The 19,449-nt window shown below is 68.2% G+C and carries 20 protein-coding genes; 5 read left to right on the top strand and 15 right to left on the bottom strand.

Annotated elements, in window-relative coordinates:
- Positions 1-199: 199 nt before the first annotated feature.
- Positions 200-1,891: an MSCRAMM family protein gene (locus SK803_RS18385; protein ID WP_319967238.1), complete on the top strand. Its 1,692-nt coding sequence runs from the start codon at positions 200-202 to the stop codon at positions 1,889-1,891.
- On the opposite strand, the gene SK803_RS18380 is transcribed toward SK803_RS18385, so the two are convergent.
- The 11 genes from SK803_RS18380 to SK803_RS18330 form a co-directional block, all read right to left on the bottom strand.
- Positions 1,888-2,856, bottom strand: a complete 969-nt coding sequence (locus tag SK803_RS18380) for a glycerophosphodiester phosphodiesterase (RefSeq protein ID WP_319967237.1) — start codon at positions 2,854-2,856, stop codon at positions 1,888-1,890. The two genes, SK803_RS18385 and SK803_RS18380, sit on opposite strands and share 4 nt — an antisense overlap.
- Before the next feature lie 66 nt (positions 2,857-2,922).
- The gene (locus SK803_RS18375) at positions 2,923-3,831 is read right to left on the bottom strand and encodes a DUF4328 domain-containing protein (protein ID WP_319967236.1); all 909 of its coding nucleotides are present in this window, start codon (positions 3,829-3,831) and stop codon (positions 2,923-2,925) included.
- Positions 3,832-3,833: 2 nt separating this feature from the next.
- Positions 3,834-4,172 carry a rhodanese-like domain-containing protein gene (locus SK803_RS18370; RefSeq protein ID WP_406601547.1) on the bottom strand — a complete coding sequence of 113 codons (339 nt, stop codon included), beginning with the start codon at positions 4,170-4,172 and terminating at the stop codon, positions 3,834-3,836.
- A gap of 58 nt (positions 4,173-4,230) precedes the next feature.
- Positions 4,231-5,019, bottom strand: coding sequence for a hypothetical protein (locus tag SK803_RS18365; protein ID WP_319967235.1), 789 nt, complete (start codon positions 5,017-5,019; stop codon positions 4,231-4,233).
- Positions 5,016-5,510, bottom strand: coding sequence for a SigE family RNA polymerase sigma factor (locus SK803_RS18360; RefSeq protein ID WP_319967234.1), 495 nt, complete (start codon positions 5,508-5,510; stop codon positions 5,016-5,018). Before SK803_RS18360 ends, SK803_RS18365 begins: the two co-directional genes overlap by 4 nt.
- A gap of 115 nt (positions 5,511-5,625) precedes the next feature.
- Positions 5,626-7,218: a solute symporter family protein gene (locus SK803_RS18355; protein ID WP_319967233.1), complete on the bottom strand. Its 1,593-nt coding sequence runs from the start codon at positions 7,216-7,218 to the stop codon at positions 5,626-5,628.
- Positions 7,215-7,565 (bottom strand): DUF485 domain-containing protein, encoded by a 351-nt coding sequence (locus tag SK803_RS18350; RefSeq protein WP_319967232.1) that lies wholly within the window; start codon positions 7,563-7,565, stop codon positions 7,215-7,217. The genes SK803_RS18355 and SK803_RS18350 overlap by 4 nt, the downstream gene beginning before the upstream one ends.
- A 258-nt stretch (positions 7,566-7,823) precedes the next feature.
- Positions 7,824-9,623 (bottom strand): sodium/solute symporter, encoded by a 1,800-nt coding sequence (locus tag SK803_RS18345; protein WP_319967231.1) that lies wholly within the window; start codon positions 9,621-9,623, stop codon positions 7,824-7,826.
- Between the two features lies 1 nt (position 9,624).
- Positions 9,625-10,053: a hypothetical protein gene (locus SK803_RS18340; RefSeq protein WP_319967230.1), complete on the bottom strand. Its 429-nt coding sequence runs from the start codon at positions 10,051-10,053 to the stop codon at positions 9,625-9,627.
- A complete protein-coding gene (locus SK803_RS18335; RefSeq protein WP_319967229.1) occupies positions 10,050-10,916 on the bottom strand; it encodes a LytR/AlgR family response regulator transcription factor in 867 nt (288 codons plus the stop codon). Before SK803_RS18335 ends, SK803_RS18340 begins: the two co-directional genes overlap by 4 nt.
- A 63-nt stretch (positions 10,917-10,979) precedes the next feature.
- On the bottom strand, positions 10,980-11,840 hold the full coding sequence (locus tag SK803_RS18330; RefSeq protein ID WP_319967228.1) for a S49 family peptidase: 861 nt from the start codon (positions 11,838-11,840) through the stop codon (positions 10,980-10,982).
- A gap of 99 nt (positions 11,841-11,939) precedes the next feature.
- On the opposite strand from SK803_RS18330, the gene SK803_RS18325 reads away from it, so the two are divergent.
- The gene (locus SK803_RS18325) at positions 11,940-12,107 is read left to right on the top strand and encodes a hypothetical protein (protein WP_166048541.1); all 168 of its coding nucleotides are present in this window, start codon (positions 11,940-11,942) and stop codon (positions 12,105-12,107) included.
- A gap of 403 nt (positions 12,108-12,510) precedes the next feature.
- Here SK803_RS18325 and SK803_RS18320 read toward each other — a convergent pair whose 3' ends face one another.
- Positions 12,511-13,773, bottom strand: a complete 1,263-nt coding sequence (locus tag SK803_RS18320; protein WP_319967226.1) for a sensor histidine kinase — start codon at positions 13,771-13,773, stop codon at positions 12,511-12,513.
- A gap of 111 nt (positions 13,774-13,884) precedes the next feature.
- On the opposite strand from SK803_RS18320, the gene SK803_RS18315 reads away from it, so the two are divergent.
- Genes SK803_RS18315 through SK803_RS18305 form a run of 3 tightly spaced genes read left to right on the top strand, consistent with a single transcriptional unit; the run spans position 13,885 to position 16,563 of the window.
- Positions 13,885-14,592 (top strand): (Fe-S)-binding protein, encoded by a 708-nt coding sequence (locus tag SK803_RS18315; RefSeq protein ID WP_319967371.1) that lies wholly within the window; start codon positions 13,885-13,887, stop codon positions 14,590-14,592.
- Positions 14,574-15,992 carry a LutB/LldF family L-lactate oxidation iron-sulfur protein gene (locus SK803_RS18310; protein ID WP_319967225.1) on the top strand — a complete coding sequence of 473 codons (1,419 nt, stop codon included), beginning with the start codon at positions 14,574-14,576 and terminating at the stop codon, positions 15,990-15,992. The genes SK803_RS18315 and SK803_RS18310 overlap by 19 nt, the downstream gene beginning before the upstream one ends.
- Entirely contained in the window at positions 15,985-16,563 is a 579-nt protein-coding gene (locus tag SK803_RS18305; protein WP_319967224.1) for a LutC/YkgG family protein, read from the top strand. Before SK803_RS18310 ends, SK803_RS18305 begins: the two co-directional genes overlap by 8 nt.
- Position 16,564: 1 nt before the next feature.
- Here SK803_RS18305 and SK803_RS18300 read toward each other — a convergent pair whose 3' ends face one another.
- The 3 genes from SK803_RS18300 to SK803_RS18290 all read right to left on the bottom strand — a co-directional run bounded on the left by SK803_RS18300 (position 16,565) and on the right by SK803_RS18290 (position 19,298).
- Entirely contained in the window at positions 16,565-17,431 is an 867-nt protein-coding gene (locus SK803_RS18300) for an Fpg/Nei family DNA glycosylase (protein ID WP_319967223.1), read from the bottom strand.
- 15 nt (positions 17,432-17,446) lie between these two features.
- Positions 17,447-17,884, bottom strand: coding sequence for a DUF983 domain-containing protein (locus tag SK803_RS18295; RefSeq protein ID WP_319967222.1), 438 nt, complete (start codon positions 17,882-17,884; stop codon positions 17,447-17,449).
- 94 nt (positions 17,885-17,978) lie between these two features.
- Complete coding sequence (locus SK803_RS18290; RefSeq protein ID WP_319967221.1) at positions 17,979-19,298, bottom strand: sigma-70 family RNA polymerase sigma factor; 1,320 nt, start codon at positions 19,296-19,298, stop codon at positions 17,979-17,981.
- Positions 19,299-19,449: the final 151 nt, after the last annotated feature.

The raw sequence follows: 19,449 nt of genomic DNA, 5'->3' as shown, positions 1-19,449 counted from the left end.
CAAGCACTTCGGTCAGTACATCGGCCCTTAATGAATCAGCGGGCGTGCGGTTCGCCGCCCGTGTGCCTACCCTGTTGGCTCGGCCCCGCTCGACCGTTGATGGGCGCACCAACTCTCCCGCCCGGCCGCCACCCGTCCATTGGACGTCGGTGCACGGTGCGGGGACCGCGGCACACGTCCCGGCGCACTGGAGTGCACCATGCGCAGACGTTTGACGATCGCGGCCGCCGCGGTCTCGGCATTCGTTCTCGGACTGCTCGGACCTGCGGGCGTCGCGGTAGCGGGACCCGTCGGCACCGCGGCGGGTTTCGAGGACGACGACGCGAACCTCGTCCCGCAGGCATCGATCAACTTCGACTGGAACAGCTTCTCGCCCGCCACCTGGACGGGCACCGCACCCACAAGATCGGCGAGCAAGGTCACCTCCGGCTGGGCCTTCACCGGCCTCGAGGACTGGCAGGCGACCACGTCCGACTCCGGCTTCGCGGGCGGCACCAAGCAGGACACCACCTGTCCGACGGTCGGCACGCAGAAGGCGTCCAACAAGGACGACCTCAAGCGCGTCTACGTGGCGAGCAAGACCGTTGGCAGCGACGTGTTCCTGACGCTCGCGTGGGTGCGCATCCCGCAGAACACCACGTCGTCGTCCGCGCACGTGGCATTCGAGTTCAACAAGGGCACCACGTCTTGCGGTGCCGGATCCGGTGGACTCGTGCAGCGGTCCGCCGGCGACATGTTGATCGTCTACGACTTCGAGGGCGGCGGCACGCCGGTCCTGAAGCTCTCGCGCTGGATCACTTCCGGTGCGTGTGAGGTCGGCAGCAACTCCGCGCCGTGCTGGAGCGTCGCGACCACGCTGTCCAGCGGCGTGGCCGAGGCAGCCGTCAACACCGGCTCGACCGCGCTCGACACCGTCGCGCCGTCGAACGAGACGCTGGGCCTGCACGAGTTCGGTGAAGCAGGCATCAACCTGACCGCCGCCGGCGTCTTCGCGCCCGGTGTGTGCGAGGGGTTCGGCAAGGCGTACGCCGTCAGCCGCAGCTCGGGCCAGTCGTCGACCGCGCAGATGAAGGACCTGGTCGGACCCGGCAACGTCAACATCCGCAACTGCGGCTCCGTCGCCGTCACCAAGCTCGGCAGTGACGGCGGCAGCCAGGCCGGCGCCGTCTTCACGCTGTACTCGGGCGCCAACACCAGCGGCACCGTGGTCGGTACCTGCACCGTGCAGGCCAACGGCGCGTGCACCCCGCTGTTCGCCGACCTTCCCGTCGGCACCTACACCCTCGACGAGACAACGGTTCCCGCCGGTTACGACAAGGATCCGACGCTGCCGTTCACGTTCAGCGTGGCAGCGGGTGAGACCAAGACGCTGACGTTCACCGACCCGGCGCGTCCGGCGACCGTGAACGTGCAGAAGCAGGACGACCTCGGGGCCGCGGTTCCGGGCGCTGTCTTCACGCTGTACACGGGCGCCAACACGAGCGGGACCGTGGTCGGCACCTGCACCACGGACGCCGCCGGTGTCTGCCAGCCGCCGTTCACGAACCTGGCTCCTGGCACGTACACGATCGACGAGACGACCACCCCGACCGGCTACGCGAAGGACGCGTCACTACCGCTGACCTTCAGCGTCGTCCGCGGTGAGACGAAGAACCTCTCGTTCACGAACCCGAGGACGTTCAAGGTGATCGTGCTCGTCTGCCGCGAGAGCGACAGCACGCTGTACCCGAGCCCGGTCACGATCGACGGTCAGGCCGCGGGCAACACGCTGTCCTCGGCACAGGCGACCACCGCCGGGTTGAGCGAAGCAGCGCTCTGCGGCATCGCGACCGGCCAGCGCGGCGGCCTCCAGACGGGCAACCACGCTGCCAGCCCGATCGGTATCAGCTAGCGCTTCGGATAACGCTTGGGGAGCTTGAACCCGCGCTCCTTCAACACCTTCCGCAAGCGATCCGGGTAGTCGGTGATCAGGCCGTCGATCCCGGTGGCGATCACCTCGTGCATCCGTGACTCCTCGTCCACGGTCCACGGGATGACGGCGAGGCCCTGTCCGTGGGCATCGGCGACCAGTTCCTTCGTGGTCATCGTGTGCACCGGGGACAGGGCCTTCGCGCCGAAGCTCTTCACCGCACGAGCGACGCTGCCACCGAAGTCGTCCAGGTTCAGTCCACCGGTCCACGGCGAGCCGGGGCGCAGGAACTCCGGCTGCGTCAACGCCACCAGCGGGATGCGCGGCTCGACCTCGCGCAGGCGCATCAACGTGCCCCAGTCGAACGACTGGACGGTGACGTTCGGCAGGAAGCCGGAGCGGCGGATCTCGCGGACCGCGCGCTGCACGAACTGCTCGCGCGGCGCGGTCTCGTGCGGGGCGGCGGCCTCGACCTTGGTCTCGATGTTGAAGCGGATGCCCCACGCGCGGTGCCTGCGCGCGAGGTCGAAGAGTTCGGCCAGGGTGGGCATGCGGGCACCCGGCGAGAGTTCCTGGTCCGGGTACTGCGACCAGCGGGTGCTGCCGCAGTCGAGGGTGCGGACCTGGGCGAACGTCAGGTCCTTCACGTACTTGCCGGCGTAGGGGAACGCCGGATCACCGGGAAACGCGGGCGAGGTGTCGAGGCACTTCGCCGGGTTCGTCTTGCGGTCGTGGGTGATGACCTCACGGCCGTCCTTGGTGATCTGGAGGTCGAGTTCCAGGGTCGTCACGCCGAGTTCGAGCGCCTTGCCGAACGCCTTGAGCGTGCTCTCCACGGTCAGGCCGATGCCGCCGCGGTGTGCCTGGAGGTCGAAGTCCCTGTGGTGAGCCTGAGCGACGCCCGGTGTGGCCATTGCGATCACCAGAGCCCCGATGAGTGTCCGCATTCATCCAACCTGGCACTGAAAACCAACGCCCGGAAGGTCCTTAAGCACGAACGTCGCTTGAACAGATCACCGCGGCGAGCCGGACGCGCGGACCGACCGCAGCGGCGGCGCCGGGGCGTCCTTCACCTCGAGCACCCGCATCAGCCGCAGCGACGCGGCGTCCACCGGCAACAGGAGCGTGGTGATCCGCCGTATGTAGAGCGCCGTGGTCACCGCGACCCCGGCCAGCAGCAGGTCGGCGAGCGCGTGCAGCAGCACGCCGTCCGCCAGCGCCTGCGTGCTGCTGGTCAGGTTCTGCCACAGCACGATGATCCAGAACGTCAGCCCGGAGGCCACCCAGGTGCCCCACCACCAGCGCAGCAGCTTCGACGGACGGGGGCGCTCGGTCGCGGAGCGGCGTTCCACCGCGTGTTCCAGCTCGGCGAGCACCGACCCCGGTACCACCAGGTTCACGCCGGGCACCAGCAGGAGAAGCAGGGACGTGACGCCGGAGCGGGACGGCCCGTAGCCCACGAGGGTCGCGGCCACGTTGCGCGCACGGCGAACCCACAACACCATGAGCACCAACGCCAGCGCCCAGCAGACGAACGTGAGCGCCGCGGAGGACACGACCATGGCGTCCGACGCGGTGACGACACCCGCGTCGAGCGCGCCGAACCGGCTCAGCGCGAGCAGCACGTATCGCCAGATCTCGGACCCCGCGGCCCACACGGCGAGGACCACGAGCAACCACAAGGTGTTCTGCACGGACTTGCCCAGCCGGCGGACGTTGTCGACCGAGTCGGCCCCGTCGACCGTGCCCGGCACGGCCGTCGGCCAGCGCCACGCCAGCAGCGGGAAGCCCCAGCGCGGCGGGACCGGGTAGTTCGGCGGACCGCCGTAGGACAACCGCTGCGACCGCCGCGAGGGTTGCGGGTACGCACCGGGCGGCGGCGTCGCCACCCAGTCCACGCGCATCGGCTGCAACGGCTGCACGGTCAGATGACCTCGGGTTCCATGCCGTCGACGCCGCCCTCGAGCGGACGACCGGCGGCGTCCCAGTGCTGCATCCCGCCCTCGACGTTGACGGCCTCCCAGCCGTTCTGGTTGAGGTACTGGGTCACGCGGGCGGAACGGCCACCGGCGCGGCACACGACGTAGAGCTGCACGTCGTTCGGCACCTCTTCGAGCCGGGCACCGATCTCGCTCATCGGGATGTGCAGCGCGCCGGGCGCATGGCCCGCGTCCCACTCGTCCTGCTCGCGCACGTCCAGCAGGACGGCGCCTTCCGGCAGCACGGCGGGGACGCCGGCGATCTCCACGCTTGGAACAGTCACCCCCAGATGGTCCCATGCCGGAAGTTGCACGGACGTGAACCTCCGGCACGGGTCACCCTCAGCCCACCTCCGCGATGATGGGGCCAAGCTTCGCGAACTGCTCCTGGGTCAACGGCAGGGAAGGCCGCGTGCTGCGGGTGCTGGTCAGGCCCAGGTTGAGCTGCTGGACGCGGAACACCTTGCGGTCAGGGAGGAAGACGTAGAGGGTCTGCGAGATCGCCCCGGACTCCGGATCGGGACGAACGTCGTACAGCTGGTACACGGCGCCGTTGGCGTCGGTCATCCGCTGGGGTGGCTCGCAGGAGCCGGTGGCCCACACCGCGGCGTTCGCCGCCTCGAGCGGACTGCCGTCGAAGAAGCCCCTCTCCCGGCGCACCTTGCCCGGACCGAGGTTGTCACCGACCTCGACCTGGTAGTTGAAGTCGTTCCTCTGTTCGGGCGCCGTCACCTGCATCTCCGGCACCACGCCCTGCAGCCTGGTGAACCAGGCCGACAACCGCTCAGCCCCCTGCGGATCCTGCCCCACGTTCGGTTCACCGGCAGGCGCGCATGCCGACTCCGAGCCGACGGGGGTGCGCCGCGCCACCTGCACCCGCGGCCACTCCACGTCGTGCAGGACCACCGCGGGGCCGTAGTCCACGTCGTCCGCGGGTGCGGGCGGCTTGCGGAGGTTGATCGTCATGGCGCCGAACCCGATGCCGGCGACCACCGCGGCCACGCCGAGCATCGCGCCCGCGCGCTGGGTCAGCACCCGCCGGCGGCCGCGCTTGAGCACGTCGTCCAACGTCGTCGAGGGAGGCGGCACGGGTACGTCGAGAGCTCCGCGCAGCTCGTCTTCGATGTTCATGAGGCACTCTCCGAGTTGACCGGCTCGCCGTACGCCTCGCGGAGCGTCGCCAAGCCTCTGGCTGTCTGACTCTTGACGTTGCCCACCGAACAACCCAGCTCAGCGGCTGTCTGTTCGATGGACAGGTCGTGTACGAACCGCAGCACGAGAGCGGCCCGCTGCTTGGGTGCCACCTGCTGCAACGCGGCGTTCAGCTTGGCGTCGGGATCGGAGAAGCCACCGCCGACCCCGTACTCGGGCAGGTCGGCGACAGGGCGTTCGCGGTCGCGGCCGCGGCGCCTGCTGTCGAGGAACACGCGCGTCACGATGGTGCGGACGTAACCTTCCGCCGTTTCGCGCCTGATGCTCGGCCACTTCGCGTACGCCTTCACGAATGCGTTCTGCGCGATCTCTTCCGCTTCCGACCAGTCTCCGCACAACGCGTAGGCAGTGCGCCGCGCCCAGTCGAATCTGCTCGTGAAGAACTCCGAGAACTCCTCGTCTCGTCGCACTCCGGTCCCCCAAGCTCGTGCCGCGTTCGCGTTCAATACGCAGCCGGCACCGGAAGGGTTGCACAAAACGAAAACGGGCCGCCCCGCGAGGGACGGCCCGTTTCCGGTGGTGGAACTAGTGCGCGATGGCCTTCTCGGCGCCCGCACCGGTGAGGGAGCGGACCTCCATCTCGGCCTGCTTGACCGGGTCGGCCTTCTCCCTGGACAGGATCGTGCCGACGTAGCCGAGCAGGAACGCGACAGGGATCGACACGATGCCGGGGTTCGACAGCGGGAAGAGCGCGAAGTCGGCGTTCTTGAACATCGACGTGGGCTGACCGGAGACCGCGGGCGAGAGGACGATCAGAGTGATCGTCACGATCAGACCGCCGTAGATGCTCCACAGCGCGCCCGAGGTGTTGAACCTCTTCCAGAACAGCGAGTAGAGGATCGTCGGCAGGTTGGCCGAGGCCGCGACCGCGAACGCCAGCGCCACGAGGAACGCGATGTTCTGGCCGTTGGCGACGATGCCGCCGCCGATGGACACGAGGCCGATCACGATCGCGGTGAGGCGGGCGACCTTGACCTCGGAGTCCTTGTCCTCGGCCGCACCCTTCTTGATGATGTTGGCGTAGATGTCGTGTGCGAACGACGCCGACGCCGTGATCGTCAGACCTGCCACGACCGCGAGGATCGTCGCGAACGCCACCGCCGCGATCAGGCCGAGCAGGATCGGGCCGCCGAGCTCCAACGCGAGCAGCGGAGCCGCCGAGTTGGCCTTGCCGGGCGCACCGTTGATCTTGTCCGGGCCGACGAGCGCACCGGCGCCGTAGCCGAGAACCAGCGTGAACAGGTAGAAGATGCCGATCAGCCAGATGGCCCACACGACCGAGCGACGGGCTTCCTTCGCGGTCGGCACGGTGTAGAAGCGCATCAGGATGTGCGGCAGACCCGCGGTACCGAGCACCAGCGCGAGAGCCAGCGACAGGAAGTCCAGCTTGGTGGTGCCGTTCTTGCCGTAGGCCAGACCGGGGCCGAGCAGCTTCTCGCCGGCCTTGGGCGCGTTGTCGACCGCGGCGCCGAGCAGCGTGGACAGGTTGAAGCCGTACTTGCCGAGCACCCAGACGGTCATGATGCCGGCACCGGCGATCAGCAGGACCGCCTTGATGATCTGCACCCAGGTGGTGCCCTTCATGCCGCCGATGAGGACGTAGGCGATCATCAGGGCGCCGACCACGGCGATGACGAGAGCCTGGCCACCCGAGCCCGTGATGCCGAGCAGCAGGGCGACGAGGCCACCGGCACCGGCCATCTGGGCCAGCAGGTAGAAGAACGAGACGGCCATCGTCGACGTGGCGGCGGCGGCGCGGACCGGACGCTGGCGCATCCGGAAGCTCAGCACGTCGCCCATCGTGTACTTGCCGGTGTTGCGCAGCAGTTCGGCGACCAGCAGCAGCGCGATGAGCCACGCCACCAGGAAGCCGATCGAGTACAGGAAGCCGTCGTAACCGTTGAGGGCGATGGCGCCCGCGATGCCGAGGAACGACGCGGCGGACAGGTAGTCACCCGCGATCGCGATGCCGTTCTGCGGTCCGGTGAACGCGCGACCGGCGGCGAGGTAGTCGGCAGCGGTCTTGGTGTTGCGGCTCGCCCGGATGACCACGAACAGCGTGATCAGGACGAAGACACCGAAGATGCTGATGTTGAGGATCGGGCTGGACTCGTTCACTTGCCGTCTCCCTCGATCTCGTTGCGGAGCTTCTCCGCCAGCGGGTCGAGGTTCTTGTTCGCGTGCCGCACGTACAGCGTCGTGATCACGAACGTGGACACGAACTGCAGCAGACCGAAGATGAGCCCGACGTTGATGTTGCCGAACACCTTGGTGGACATGAACCCGTGTGCGTAGTCCGCGAGCAGCACGTACAGCAGGTACCACGAGAGGAACAGGCCGGAGACGGGGAACACGAACTTGCGCAGCCGGTGCTTCAGCTCCGCGAAGTCATCACTTGCTTGTACATCGACCCACTTCTGGGCATCGGGGGTCGACTCGCTCGGGGTGTGCTCGACGGTGCTCACAGTCCCCTCCTCGCCGTACTCGTTGTAGGTGTCAGCAACGTGACGTGCACGTAATGCCTCCAGGTGCGGTCCGTTCTTGGTCAGGAACCGTATGGAGACTTGAGTCACTCAGGTAAGACCCCGTTCGTGCCGTTGCGCCCAGCAGTCGAGTGAAGCGACGAACGGTCAGTATGCGTAGACGAACAGCACTCTGCGTGACCGCAATCACCGTTCACCGATTCGAGTGACCAATTTTCACCCATTTGAAACGCTCGCTACTTACCGTGTTCGCCCAGCTCCCCTGCGCTTGTCGCCGGCCATCCTGGCCTTCTCCTCGGCGGTGCCGAAGCGCGCGATGTCGCGGTCGCGGATGAAGCCCAGCGGGTCCGGCGCGTGCAGTCTCAGCAGGATCTGGTTGACGTCCGCCGGGGCACGTCTGCGGGTCGCCTTGCTGACGACGATCATCGTCATGAACGCGAGAGGCACCGTGATCAGCGCAGGTTGCGTGATGAACGCGGGCGCCCAGCGGCCGGTGTAGGAGCTGACGACGCTCACGACCTGTGCCGTGATGACCATGCCGCCGCCGACCACGAGCCCGCACACGGCACCCACCCAGGTGAGTCCGCGCCACCAGATGCCGAGCACGAGCAGCGGGCAGAACGTCGACGCGGCGAGCGCGAAGGACATGGCCACGGTCAGTGACGCATCGGAGCGCGGCAGCAGCAGAGCAAGACCGATCGCGACGAGTCCGGTGAACACGGTTGCCCACCGGAAGTCACGAACCTTGCCCGGCATGATGTCCGTCGAGACCACCCCGGCGACGGACACGACGAGTCCGGACGAGGTCGAGAGGAACGCCGCGAACGCACCGGCGGCGACGATCGCGCCGACGATCTGGCCGCCCAGGTTCGGCAGCATCGTCTCCGGCAGCATCAGCACCGCCGCGTCCGTCTTCCCGTTCACCAGCAGCTGCGGAAGGTAGAGCCGCGACAGCACACCCAGCACCGTCGGGAAGATGTAGAACAGGCCCAGCAGGTAGAGCACGTGCAGCGCCGTGCGACGGGCCGCCTTGCCGTCCGGGTTGGTGTAGAAGCGGACCAGGACGTGCGGCAGGCCCATCGTGCCGAGGAACGTCGCGAAGATCAGCGAGTAGGTCCTGATCAGCTCGGAGATGCCGCCGGTCTGCGGCCGTGACCAGTCGCGGTTGGTCGTCGGCGAGCCCTCGACCACCGGCACCGGACTGCCAGCGGTGAACTCCATCCGCGTGCCGGGACTCAGCTCGTAGACGCCGCGGCCCCAGAAGACCGCCCCGTCCGCGTCCCTGCCGTCGATCTGGCCGCTCACCTTCAACGTCAGCGGCTCGTCGACGCGGACCTTCACCACCTGCTCGGCCACGGTGATCGTCTCGGCCTTCGGGAACCTGACCACGCCGTCGTCGCTGATCGGCTGCGTACCGCGGTCGGGAGAGGCGAGGAACACCACGAAGAGCACGAACGTGGGCGCGGCGATCGCGAAGAGCTTGCCCCAGTACTGGAACGCCTGCACCAGCGTGATCGCGCGCATGCCGCCGCCCAGCACGTTGATCACCACGATGACTGTGACGATCAGGCCGCCGAACCACGCCGGCAGCCCGGTGATCGTGGTGAGCGTCAGACCGGCGGACTGGAGCTGCGGCACCAGGTAGAGCACGCCGATGCACACCACGAAGAACGTGCTGAAGTGCCGCACGTTGGCCGATCCCAGCCGGGCCTCGGCGAAGTCCGGCAACGTGTAGGCGCCCGACCTGCGCAACGGCGCGGCGACGAACAGCAGCAGCGCGAGATACCCGGCGGTGAAGCCGATCGGGTACCAGAGCGCGTCGACGCCGTCCTTGAGCACGAGCCCGGCCACGCCGAGGAACGACGCCGCGGACAGGTACTCGCCGGAGATCGCGGCGGCGTTGCGGGTCGCGGGGATCGCCCGGCGCGCCACCAGGAAGTCCGGGGTGGTGTTCGCCTTGCGGGACCCGACATAGCCCAGCAGGAACGTCACGGCCGCAACGGCGACGATGGCGCTGAGGCTCCAGATGGTGGCGTTCACGTCAGCGGTCGACCATGTTCACGAAGTCGCGCTCGTGCCGTTCGGCCTGCCTGCGAAACACCCAGCCGACGCCGTAGAGGACGGGGAAGGGCGCGAGACCGAGCACGAGCCACGGGATGGGGATGCCGAGGATCTTCAGGTCCGCGATCTGCGGGACCAGGTAGAAGGTGATCGGCAGCAGGCACATCCCGATCAGGACCGCGAAAGCGAGCCCGAACGCGGACTTGAGCTGCTGCCGGATGAGGTCGCGCACCAGCTTCTCACCGACGCTGGTCTGCTCCTCCAGCTCGATGATCGTGCGCAACGCCTTGCCGCGCGACTTCGTGGAGTCCGCGAGCACGACCCTGCGGCGGCGCGGCCTGCTGCCCTGCTCGCCGAGCCATGCCTCGCGGGCGGGCTGCTCGGGCTTTCCCGCGTCGTGCCTGCTCACCAGCCGCTCTTCGGCGGTCGCACGATCCGCTCCTTGAGCTCCTTGGTGTGCCGGCGGCTGACCGGGAGCTCCTTGGCGCCGTCACCGGTGCCGATGACCACCGCGTAGCCGTTCGCCGTCATCCGCAGCTCGCTCACCAACGGCAGCGCGACGAGGTACGACCGGTGGATGCGCACGAAACCCGCGTTGGCCCAGCGTTCTTCGAGCTGGGCGAGCGGGATGCGCACCAGGTGGCTGCCGTCCTGGGTGTGCAGACGGGCGTAGTCGCCCTGCGCCTCGACGTACCGCACGGTCGCGCGCGGCACGAGCTTGATGGTGCCGCCCAGCTCGACGGGGATGACCTCGTCGTCGGTCGGTTCGGCAGCCGTGGCGCCGAGGGGCGTGGAGGGTGCCGACGGCGCGGGCACGCGGCCCACCCGGTCCGCGACCCGGGAGATCGCCTTGAGCACGCGCTCTTCGTTGATCGGCTTGTTGATGAAGTCGAGCGCGCCGACGTCGAACGCCGTGACGAGCGCGTCGCGTTCCTCGACACCGGTCACGAACACGAGCGCGGGGGGATACCGGAACGCACTGAGCACCCGGGCGAGATCCATGCCGGAGAGCCCGGGCATGTTGATGTCCGCGAACACCGCGTCGACCGGCGGCAGGCCGGCCTTGGTCCTCGCCATGACCTCCTGCTCGTAGTCACCCCTCAGGATGCGCAGTGCCTCGGCGGCGTCGAAAGCCGTGAGGACGCGCCTGATGTGAGGACTGCTCTCGAGCAGGAACTTGATCTCGCTCAGGCCAGGAGCCTCGTCATCGACTGCGAGGACGAGGAGACCGGCGTTGTCTTGGGTACTCACTGTGTCGGGCATCTTGCCCATCAATGTGCGGTCATGTCTACGCCGGGGGTCGGCTCGACACGCCCTGTGAAACCGAACTGATGCTCACAGCCCGAATCGGGACCAGCGAGCACGTTCCTCGATGCTCGCGAGCACCTGCGTCACGAGATCGCCCGATCGGGTGGACGCCCCGGTCAGTCCGAGCTTGGCCAGCAACGGCCTGCGCGGCTCGGCAACGGTCAGTTCGGCGTCCGGGAACCGCTTCGCGATCACGCTCCGGATCGTGCCGATCCCGTCGATGAGCCCGAGCTGCTGAGCCTTCGAACCGGTCCAGATCTCACCGCTGAAGAGGTCTTCCTCAGTCTTGAGCTTGCTGCCGCGGCGTTCCACGACCCACGCCTTGAACTGCTCGTGCAGGTCGGCGTGCAACCCCTTGAGCCACTCGACGTCCTCGGGCTTCTCCGCCTGGAACGGGTCGAGCCGGACCTTGTTCTCGCCGGCCGTGTACACCCGCCGCTCGACACCGGCCTTGTCCAGCAGGCCGTCAAGCCCGAAGCCCGCACTGACCACACCGATGGAGCCCACGAGAGAGGTGCCGTGCGCATAGATCTCGTCACCAGCGCACGCCAGCCAGTAACCGCCGGACGCCGCCACGTCCTCGCAGAACGCGAGCACCGGCACGTGCTTCTTGGTCGCGAGCTCCCGGATCCGCTCGGCGATCAAGGCGCTTTGGGTGGGCGCACCACCAGGAGAGTTGATGAGCAGAGCCACGGCGATCAGGCGCTCGTTGTCGAACGCGCGGTTGATGGCCGACTCGACGTTCTGGAGGTTGATCGTGTTGCGCGCGACCGGCGAGGACTGCGGGGTGATGACCCCGTGCAACCGCACCGCCGCGACGACCGGCGGCCGCTCACCCCGGTCCATGACCCTCGGGAGACGGGCCGCGATCTTGTCCGTGACGCTCATGTACTCGACAGTACGTGCGTTTCGCGGACACGCGGGAGCCCAACTGCGCTGCCGGTTGCTCCCGCGTGACCTGGAACACGTGGTGCTAGCGTCGGTGGCGTGACGTTCAACCCGATCCGCTGGCTCGAGCGCTATGTCGAGTGGTGGGACGACCGGGGCCGGCAAAACGCCGCCGGACCGACGCCGATGCACATCTACTGGATGTGGGTGAGCTGGAGCGTGTGCGCCGTCGTGCTGATCACGACTTTGGCTGTTGCAGCACGCTGAACTGCGGATTTCCTTGGTGCCGGATCAGCACTTGCAGCTGTTGAATCCCTTTGCGGTGCACTTGATGCAGACGCGGACGCGCTCGGGTGCTTGTTGTTCGTGCACTGGTTGATGGCCTTTGCTCGCGGGCGGCGTCTGTTCGTTCAAACGGCCGGTAGTTCATTGGTCAACACCACAATCGGCACGATGCACGCCTGGGTTGAGCATGATTGACCGTGCAACTTCAAGCGGTGCCGCGAGTGGCGGTTCGGGACGCGCGCGCTCACGTGTCGTCGCCGGCGCCGCGATGCCGTGGTCACTGTCAGACCTGATCGCTACGTTGGGTCGCGGGGACCTGAAATCCGAGGGGACCTCTGCGCAAGCCTGCCCAGCGCCGACCGCGGCAGGCGCTCGACGGCCCAGGTCAGGCGCGGATCGCCGGCTGCTCCGCCGTCATCGGCTCGTCCGTCATCTGCGACCCGATGTTCAGGTTCGGCAGCACGTTCCTGGCGAACTTCGGCACCTTCAGGATCACCTTCGTGCCCGCGTTGGGCGCCGTTTCGACGACCAGGGCGTACTCGGCGCCGAACACCGTGCGCATGCGGTCGTTGATGTTGCCGATGCCGACGTGGGCGCCGGTCTGGTGGGCGTCCTTGATGTCGTCGAGCCGGTCCGGGTCCATGCCGACGCCGTCGTCCTCGACGCTGATCAGGGCCTCGCTGCCGTTGTCCTCGGCGGTGATGGTGAGCATGCCGCCGCCGGGCTTCTTGGCCAGGCCGTGGCGGACCGCGTTCTCGACGAGGGGCTGCAGGACCAGGAACGGCAGGACCACCTGGAGGACCTCGGGCGCGATCCTCAGACGCACGTTGAGTCGCGAGCCGTAGCGGGCCTGTTCGATGGTCAGGTAGCGGTGGATGTTCGTCAGCTCGTCGGCCAGCGTCGTGAACAGGCCGTCGGTGCGGAACGAGTAGCGGGTGAACTCGGCGAACTCCTGCAGCAGCTCACGGGCGTGCGCGGGGTCGGTGCGGATCAGTGAGGAGATCGTGTTCAGGGCGTTGTAGACGAAGTGCGGCGAGATCTGGGCTCGCAGGGCCTTCACCTCGGCCTGGGCGAGCGCCTGGCGCTGCTTCTGGACGACTTCCAGTTCCAGCTGCGTGGAGACGAAGCGGGCGGTCTCCTCGGCCATGCGGATCTGGCGCTTCGAGGCGACGCCGGAGACCACGATCAACGTGCCGGCCACGTCGCCCTCGACAACCAGGGGCACCACGACAACGCTGTGCAGAGAGCACGGGCCCTGCAGTTCGCAGCCGAGCTTGCGGTGGTCGACGTGTTCTTTGTGGCAGTTGTTGATGGCACGGGCGACCGTGTCGCGGAGGTACTCGTAGTGGTCGTTCGCGCCGCCGTCCCACGACAGGACGGTGCCCTCTTCGTCGGTGATGGCGACCGCGACGCACCGCAGCATCTCGCGCAGGTGGGGTGTGGCCTTGTCGGCGGCTTCCTGGGTCAAGCCCGCGCGGAGGTCGCTCGACGCCTTGGACATGCGGTCGAGCATGTCCATCACAGCATCCTCGACGGAGGTGCTGACTCGTCGAGCGCGGCACAGCATCACGAAGAGGCCCAGAACGGCCAGGGTCGCGATGACGCCGAGCACAGCGCGCTCGGTCAACAGGTCGCCCACGCTGCACATGCTGTGCTGTGGGGCACCCCTATAGCAAGAGGCGCGCCCGGCGTACCCCCGGACGGTCCACCGATCCGGGTAGACATCCGATGAATTTGGGGAGAGGGTGTGCGCGTGAAAGTGGCTCTGTTCGCGACCTGCCTGACCGACACGTTCTTCCCGTCGACGGCCCGCGCCGTGGTGCGCTTGCTGGAGCGGCTTGGCTGTTCGGTGGAGTTTCCGCTCGATCAGACGTGCTGCGGGCAGATGCACTTCAACACCGGTTATCGGGAGCTGTCGAAGCCGCTGGCGCGCAAGTACACCGACGTCTTCGGAAGCTACGACTACGTGGTTGCGCCATCCGGGTCATGCGCGGGCATGGTTCGGGAGATCCATCCCACGCTGGGTGAGTCTCCGCCGCGCACGTTCGAGCTCGCGGAGTTCCTCGTCGACGTGCTGGGCGTGACGGACGTCGGCGCCTGGTTCCCCCACCGGGTCACCTATCACCCCACCTGCCACTCGTTGCGCATGCTGGGCGTCGGCGACAAGCCGATGGCGCTGCTCAGGTCGGTCAAGGGACTCGATCTGGTGGAACTGCCCGACTCGACGCAGTGCTGCGGTTTCGGTGGCACGTTCGCGCTGAAGAACGCCGAGACGTCCACGGCGATGCTCGCGGACAAGATGCGGTGCGTGCTCGACACCGGTGCCGAAGTCCTGAGTGCCGGTGACAACTCCTGCCTCATGCACATCGGCGGTGGCCTCTCAAGGCTGCGCACGGGCGTGCGGCCGGTGCACCTGGCGGAGATCCTGGCTTCGACGGAGGAGGACCCGTGGCGCGCAACCCCGTGACCTGGCTGGGCAGCCCGACGTTCCCCAAGGCCGCGCACAAGGCGCTGGCCGACACCCAGCTGCGGCAGAACCTGCGCAAGGCCACCGGGACCATCCGCGGTCGCCGGGCCGCGGCGGTCGCCGAGATGAACGACTGGGAGCAGCTCCGAGTCGCCGGCGAGCAGATCAAGGACGACGTGCTGGCGCGCCTCGACACGCTCCTCGTCCAGCTCGAGGAGTCGGTCACGGCGCGAGGCGGCGTCGTGCACTGGGCCCGGGACGCCGAAGAGGCGAACCGGATCGTGCTCGACCTCTGCCGGGCGGAGGACGCGCAGGAGGTCGTCAAGGTCAAGTCCATGGCCACGGCCGAGATCGGGCTGAACGAGGCCCTCGAAGCCGGTGGCGTGCACGCGATCGAGACCGACCTGGCCGAGCTGATCGTGCAGCTCGGCGACGACCGGCCGTCGCACATCCTGGTGCCGGCGATCCACCGCAACCGCTCGGAGATCCGCGAGATCTTCCAGCGCCGCATGGGGGTCGAGGTGTCGGACGAACCGGCTGACCTCGCCGAGGCGGCCCGGATCTACCTGCGCCAGAAGTTCCTCACCACGAAGGTCGCCATCTCGGGAGCGAACTTCGCCGTCGCCGACACCGGGTCGATCGTGGTGCTGGAGTCCGAGGGCAACGGCCGGATGTGCCTGACCCTGCCGGACACCCTGATCACCGTGATGGGCATCGAGAAGCTCGTGCCGACGTGGCAGGACCTCGAGGTCTTCCTCCAGCTGCTGCCCCGCTCGTCCACCGCGGAACGGATGAACCCGTACACCAGCGTGTGGACCGGCGTGACGCCCGGCGACGGCCCGCAGCGGTTCCACCTCGTCCTGATCGACAACGGCCGCACCTCGACGCTCGAGGACTCCGTTGGGCGGCAAGCACTCAGGTGCATCCGGTGTTCGGCGTGCCTCAACGTCTGCCCGGTCTACGAACGCACCGGCGGCCAGTCGTACGGCTCGGTCTACCCCGGCCCGATCGGCGCGATCCTGACGCCGCAACTGGTCGGCGACATGCACGACAAGCAGGCGGCCTCACTTCCTTACGCCTCTTCACTTTGCGGCGCGTGCTTCGAGGTCTGCCCGGTGCGGATCGACATCCCGTCGGTCCTGACACACCTGCGCGCCGAGGTCGTGGAAGCCAAGGGACGCACGCCCGAGTCTGTGGCGATGGCCGCCGCCGCGTGGATCTTCCGGGAGGCCTCGCGGTACGAGAAGGCCCAGAAAGCCGGTTCCCTGGCCCGTTTCCTGGCCAGGGACGGCAGGATCACGTCGCTGCCGTGGCCGGGTTCGAAGTGGACGTCCTCACGCGACGCGCCCGCACCGCCGACCGAGTCGTTCCGCGCCTGGTGGAGGAAGAACCGTGGCTAGCGCACGAGAAGAGATCCTGGGGCGCATCAGGAACGCGAAGGTCCCGGCGGCCCGTCCGGTGATCCGCGGCTACCACCAGCAGGGCGAGGGCGGCGTCGAGCTGTTCGCCGAACGGGTTGCCGACTACCGCGCGATCGTGCACACCGTCAGCGACGTCCCCGAGGCGCTGAAAACCTTGGTGGGCAAGCGAATCGTGGCTCCGGCAGGCGTTCCGGAGGAGTGGCTGATCGACGGCGTCACGTGGCTGCGCGAGCCGTTGTCGATCGAGGAACTGGACCAGGCGGACGGCGTGCTGACCGGGTGCGCGGTGGCCATCGCGGACACCGGCACGATCGTCCTCGACGGCGGCGAGGCCCAGGGACGCCGCGCGCTCACGCTGCTCCCGGACTACCACCTCTGTGTGGTTCGTCAGGACCAGATCGCAGCCTCGGTCCCGGAGGCTCTTCAGCTCCTGGAGCCCACCCGGCCGTTGACGTTCATCAGCGGCCCGTCCGCGACCAGCGACATCGAGCTCAACCGGGTGGAGGGCGTCCACGGCCCCCGCACCCTGGAAGTCCTCATCGTCACCTGAGTCACTTGAGCAGGCGCGACAACCGGCGGTCGGCCAACGGCTTGCCGCCGGTCTGACACGTCGGGCAGTACTGGAACGCCTTGTCCGCGAACGACACCTCACGAACCGTGTCACCGCAGACAGGACACGGCAGACCGGTCCGCGCGTGCACCCGCAGGCCCGACCGCTTCTCTCCCTTGAGCCGAGCCGCGTCCTGCCCGACCGACCGCGCCACCGCGTCGGTCAGCGTGCTGATCATGGCATCGTGCAGGTGATCCAGCTGTTCGTCGTTCAACTTGCCGGAAGTCGCATAAGGCGACAGCCGGGCCATGTGCATGATCTCGTCGGAGTAGGCGTTGCCGATGCCCGCGATCAGGCTCTGGTCCGTGAGCGCCGTCTTCAGCCGTTCGGTCCGCTTGGCCAGCAGGTCTTCCAGCTGCGTCCGGGTGATCCCCAACGCGTCGGGACCCAGCCGGGCGACGCTCGCGATGGTCTTCGGGTCGCGCACGATCCACGCCGCGAGCCCCTTCTTGGTGCCCGCTTCCGTCAGGTCGAACCCCGGCCCCTGCCCCGGCGGCCCGAGGTGCACGCGCAACGCCAACGGCCCGCGGCCCTGCTTGGGCGGCGGCGCGGACATGTTGTCGGCCCATCTCAACCAACCCGCGCGGGCGAGGTGAACGACCAGGTGCAGGCCGTCCGCGACCTCCAGGTCGAGGTGCTTGCCGTGCCGGTGCGCGGCCACGACCTCCTGCCCCTGCAGCGCGGTCCAGGGCGGGTCGAACGTCTTCAACACCTGCAGCGATGCCACGTCGACGCGGTGCACGGTGCGACCGACAGCGTGTTCACGCAGGTGGTGAACCAGTGCTTCTACCTCGGGTAGTTCGGGCACCGGTCCAGTGTCGCATCAGTCGACGGGTTGCAACGGGCCTTCGACGTCCGGCAGCGAGTGCATCTCGATCGTCCTGGCGACCCGCGAGGCTTCCTGGCGCACTGCCATCGGGCCCCTGACCTGCCCGATCCACCTCTCGGGTGGCTGCTCGTCGGCGGTCGCCTTGCTCTCCGCGACCAGCGTGTGCGGCCGGCGCAGCGCCCAGCGGACCGGGAAGAACGCGAAGAGGAAGAACAGCGCGAGGATGAGCCAGGCGGGCACGACGACCTGCTCCGGCGTCCACGCGATGAGCACGACCACCATGACGACGAGCATCCCGGCCATCATGATGCCGGGCAGGGCACCACCGCTCACGTCGTGCTCGAAGTCGTCGCCCTCTTCCGGGTTGCGCCACTCGATGCGGCTGTGGACCGTCCACATCCGCCCGTCGGCACCGCGCACCAGCCGCGTCATAAACCCGTCTCCCACGCTCGGTCAGTCTTGAACAAACCGTACCTAACGCAGGGCGAGCCTTGTGGGTGAACTCGGCCGTCCTTGATCGTCACCGTCAGTTCTGGACGGGCTTCGTCGGATAGAGCGTGATCGTGGTGGGCTTGGTCTGCGGAGACGTGCACGGATCCGTCGGCGGCGTCGGCGTCTCGGACGTCGAGGACTGCACGTCCAGCGACTTGACGTCCCGCGAGGTGGTCGGCACCGAGGTGATCACCTCGGACGACTCCGACGACTCGACCACCGGCAACGCCCGCTCGACCGGCTCGTCCGCGCGCGCGTCCGTGACCGGCGGCGGCACGGACGACGACGTCTTCCGCACCGTCTCCTGCCCGCCGCGTCCGCCGGGGTTGATCACGTTCTCGCGCTGTTGCTCCTGCCGCTGCACCGGAGGCGGCTGCGCGACGACGAGCTCCTGGCTGTGCCCTGAGCTGGCCGAACCCGTCGGCATCATGGCGATCACCGGGTTCTGGTCCGGCTGCAGCACCGCGACACCCGCTCCGCCGTTGAACACCGCGGCCATCGTCCCGAACAGGCCGACGGTCGCCACGCTCGCGGCGGCGAAGGCCAGCTTCGCCTTGGTGAAGAACACCTTCCCGGCGAACGCGAGGCCCAGGGTGGTCGGCACGACCAGCAGCGCCGAGTGCTCGCGCAGGGCCGCGCAGACCTCGTTCAGCTCGACGTAGAGCTGTGAGCAGGGCGAACACGTGTCCAGATGGGCGCGAATCCGGCGTTCCTCGACGCCCTGGACCCCGCCGGCGGTGTAGGTGCCGAGCTTCGAGCGGATCGCCGCGCACGACGAACGCCCGTCGTCAGCAGCGAGGTGCGCCTGCAAGTACGCCGCACGCAACCCCTCACGCGCGCGGCGGGCCAACGCGGACATGGCGTTGGGCGAAAGGCCGAAATGCGGTGCCACCGTGGCAGGCCGCTCGCCCTCCACCTCGACGCGCCACAGCACGACCCGCCACCGTTCGGGCAGGCTCGAGAAGGCTCTGGTGATCAGGTTGTGCTCAGCCCGCCGGTTCGCGTTGTCGCCCACGGGCTCGACGCGCCGGCCCAGCTCCTCGTCCTCCACCGGGACGTCCCGCCGGCGGCCGCTCCACTCCCACGCGACGCGCCTCGCGACCGTCAGCAGGTAGGTGCGGACGTGGTCGGTGGGGCCGCTGCCACGACGAATCGCCTGCAGCATGCGGAAGAACGCCTCGGCGGTGAGATCGTCAGCTTCGGCCGCCTCGCGGACGTGCCTGAGAGAGAAACGGCGGATCGCGTCCGCATGCCGGGAGAACAGTTCGCCGTAGGCCGAGTCATCTCCCTCGCGCACTCTGGCGAGCAGGTCCCGGTCGACCTCGTTCTCGTCGACCATCACAGGCTTCAACATGCCACAAGGGGCCAGACCTGCTCCTCAACGAGAACAGGTCGATATACAAGACCATCCGTTCGTAGTGAGCTGATCAGCGCAACGCATTCGGTGACGAGAGGGTCACAGGTGGGCGTCGGGCCGTCGGCCGAAGAAGATCCAGCGACTATCG

The sequence above is a fragment of the Lentzea miocenica genome (genome assembly GCF_033949945.1).
GTDB lineage: Bacteria > Actinomycetota > Actinomycetes > Mycobacteriales > Pseudonocardiaceae > Lentzea > Lentzea miocenica.
Note: the sequence above shows the minus strand (reverse complement) of the source record. Positions and strands in the feature narration are given on the sequence as shown.

Coding starts and splice junctions, on each gene's coding strand:
- SK803_RS18290 (WP_319967221.1), bottom strand. CDS start 19,298: ATGTTGAAGCCTGTGATGGTCGACGAGAACGAGGTCGACCGGGACCTG.
- SK803_RS18330 (WP_319967228.1), bottom strand. CDS start 11,840: ATGAGCGTCACGGACAAGATCGCGGCCCGTCTCCCGAGGGTCATGGAC.
- SK803_RS18380 (WP_319967237.1), bottom strand. CDS start 2,856: ATGCGGACACTCATCGGGGCTCTGGTGATCGCAATGGCCACACCGGGC.
- SK803_RS18295 (WP_319967222.1), bottom strand. CDS start 17,884: ATGACGCGGCTGGTGCGCGGTGCCGACGGGCGGATGTGGACGGTCCAC.
- SK803_RS18320 (WP_319967226.1), bottom strand. CDS start 13,773: ATGTGCAGCGTGGGCGACCTGTTGACCGAGCGCGCTGTGCTCGGCGTC.
- SK803_RS18365 (WP_319967235.1), bottom strand. CDS start 5,019: ATGAACATCGAAGACGAGCTGCGCGGAGCTCTCGACGTACCCGTGCCG.
- SK803_RS18385 (WP_319967238.1), top strand. CDS start 200: ATGCGCAGACGTTTGACGATCGCGGCCGCCGCGGTCTCGGCATTCGTT.
- SK803_RS18335 (WP_319967229.1), bottom strand. CDS start 10,916: ATGGGCAAGATGCCCGACACAGTGAGTACCCAAGACAACGCCGGTCTC.